This is a genomic window from Massilia sp. Root418 (genome assembly GCF_001425265.1).
In the GTDB taxonomy this organism is placed as follows: Bacteria; Pseudomonadota; Gammaproteobacteria; order Burkholderiales; family Burkholderiaceae_D; genus Rugamonas.
In genome coordinates this window covers 1-2,846 of record NZ_LMEC01000014.1, presented here as the reverse complement: position 1 = coordinate 2,846, position 2,846 = coordinate 1, and the positions used below count along the sequence as shown (strand labels likewise).

At 61.4% G+C, this 2,846-nt stretch carries 1 protein-coding gene; it reads left to right on the top strand.

Annotation, left to right across the window (positions count from 1 at the left end):
• The first annotated feature begins 179 nt into the window (after positions 1–179).
• Positions 180–2,507: a penicillin acylase family protein gene (locus ASC94_RS12540; protein ID WP_082616462.1), complete on the top strand. Its 2,328-nt coding sequence runs from the start codon at positions 180–182 to the stop codon at positions 2,505–2,507.
• Positions 2,508–2,846 lie beyond the last annotated feature (339 nt).

The following is a 2,846-nucleotide window of genomic DNA, read 5'->3' as shown; positions in this document are numbered from 1 at the left end:
TTGCGCCGATGATAGTGCTGCAACCAGTGTGAAAGTAGGTTATCGTCAGGCTAGTTATAAGAGAAACCCCGTCAGCGTGTGCTGGCGGGGTTTTTTGCGTTCACTGCTCAAAAAAACAACTTTTATCCTTTTGTTATCTGATAAGATTTTGATAATTATCAATACACAAAGGAATCGACATGCGAACTCAGGTGATCTGGCTGCTGGCGGCTGCAGTGACGGCCGGTGCAGCCGCGGAGCCCTTCCGTAGCGAAGTGACGCGCACCAGCTATGGTGTCGTGCATGTCAAGGCGGCCGATTTCCGGAACCTTGGCTACGGCCTGGGCCATGCTTATGCGGAGGACAACGTTTGCATGCTGGCCGACACCTTGCTGACCGTGCGCGGCGAGCGCTCGCGCTACTTCGGCGCAGACGCCTATGCCACCAAGCCGAAGAACGGCGAGTATGGCGCGGCGATTGACTACGTCACCCTGCGCAATGAAGACAGCGACTTTTTCTTCAAGGGCTATCTCGACCTGGCGCAACTGCGCGCCGGCTACGCCGCCGGCAGCCAGGAAGTGCGGGATGTGCTGACCGGCTACGTTGCCGGCTACAACCGTTACCTGCGCGACAACAGCGCCAGCCTGCCCGCCGCCTGCAAAGGCGCCGCCTGGGTCAAGGCCATGACCATGGACGACATGTATTTGCTGATCGCGGAAAAGGCGCTGCACGCTACGGGCGAAGTGTTCGCCGGCGCCATCGTCGCCGCTGCGCGCGAACCGGCCGCCGCCGTGGCCTTGGCCAAGTCGATCGCGCCTGCCAGCCGCAAGATCCCCATGGGCATGCCGGCCGGCCTGGGCAGCAACGGCCTGGCAGTGGGCAAGGGCGCGAGCGCCAATGGCCGCGGTCTGCTGCTGGGTAACCCCCATTACCCGTGGAACAGCGCGGACCGCTTTTACCAGGTCCACCTCACCGTGCCGGGAAAGTATGACGCCATGGGCGCCAGCCTGGGCGGCATGCCTGCCGTGGTGATCGGCTTCAACAAGGACATGGCCTGGACCCACACCGTCACCAAGGCGGTGCACTTCACCACCTTCAAGCTGGATCTGGACCCGGCCGACCCCACCGGCACCACGTATTTCTATGACGGCGCGCCGGTCAAGATGACGTCGCGGACGGTATCGGTGGATAGCCTGCAGGCCGACGGCACGCTGGCGAGCAAACAGAAGACCTTCTACTTCAGCAAGCAGGGCGCAGTGCTGGTGATGCCGGAAGCGGGTGTGGACTGGACCGCGTCGACCGCCTTTGTGCTGGGCGACGCCAACCGCAACAACACCCGCCTGGTGCAGCAGTGGCTGGCCATCGGCAAGGCCGGCAATGTGGCGGCGGTGAAAAGCACCTTGGGCGCCATTGCCGGCCTGCCATGGGTGAACACCGTTGCGGCCGACCGCGAGGGCAACACCTTGTACATGGATGGCAGTGCCGTGCCGAACATGGGAGCGGACAAATTTGTTTCGGATTGCCTGGTGTTGCCGGAGCTGGTCGGCTTTGACGGCTCGCGCAGCGAGTGTGCCTGGGGGCAGGACCCGGACGCGCCGGCCGGCATCTTCGGCGCCGCCAATATGCCGCAGCAGGAGCGGACCGATTATGTGGCCAACTCGAACGACGGCTACTGGCTCACCAATGCGCGCGAGCTGCTGACCGGTCCCGCACCGTACGGTTATTCACCGCTGTACGGTTCGACCGACGTGGAGCAGACGCTGCGCACCCGTATTGGTTTCAAGCAGCTGGAGGCGGCGCTGACCGCCGAGCGCTTCCTGGACACCGATGACTTGCAGCGACTGATGTTCGCCAATCGCGTGCACGCGGCCGAGCTGATCTTGCCGGAGTTGCTGCCTGCCTGCCTGGCATCGAATGACCGGCAACTGTTGCTGGCTTGCGCCGTGCTGATGATCTGGGACCGCAAGGCGGACCTGGATAGCCGGGGCGCTGTGCTGTTCCGCGAATTCTGGAACGCGGCCGCCGCCATTCCGGGCAAGTGGAAGGTGCCGTTCGACGCGGCCGATCCGGTCAATACGCCGCGCGGCCTGGCCCCGGCCGCCGTCCCGGCGATGCTGGACGCGCTGCGCGCCGCCGTTGCCAAGCTCAATGCGCAGGCTGTGCCGCTGTATGGCCGCCTCGGCGATTACCAGTATGAGCTCCGCAACGGCAAGCGCTACCCCTTGCATGGCGGCATAGGCGATATCGACGGCGCCTACAACTCCATCAACATGGCCAGCGAGCTGAGTGCAGCCGGCTACGGCGATGTGAGCTGGGGCACCAGCTACGTGCAGGTGGTGGGCTTCGACCAGGCTGGGCCGGTAGCCAAGGGCTTGCTGGTTTATGGCCAGTCGGTCGATCCCAAGTCTCCGCACTACGCGGACCAGCTGCCGCTGTACGGGCGCAAGGCGCTTTTCAGGCTGCCGTTCACCGATACGCAGATCCGTTCAGACGCCGGCTACAAGCTGAAAGTGTTGAGCGAAAATTAGTCTTGCAATCGCGGCGCAGGGGCGGCTATAATTCTGTCCCCGCGCTGCTGAACATCTGTAGCGCAGGCAAGACGAAGGAAAAAGAGGGGTTGACGGATGAAGCGAAAAGCCCCATAATCTTCCTTCTCTGCTGCTGAACAAAACGCTTCAGCAACAACGCAGAATTCTTTAAAAATTTACAATCGATAAGTGTGGGCGTTTGATGATGATGCCGGAAGCGCAAGCTTCTTAGCTCAAATTATTAAACGCTCAACAAAAGAAATAAACGTGACCTCGCAAGAGGAATCGTCAGTTATTTTGAAGAGCGACCAAGTCAGCAATGACTTTAAACAGAGATTG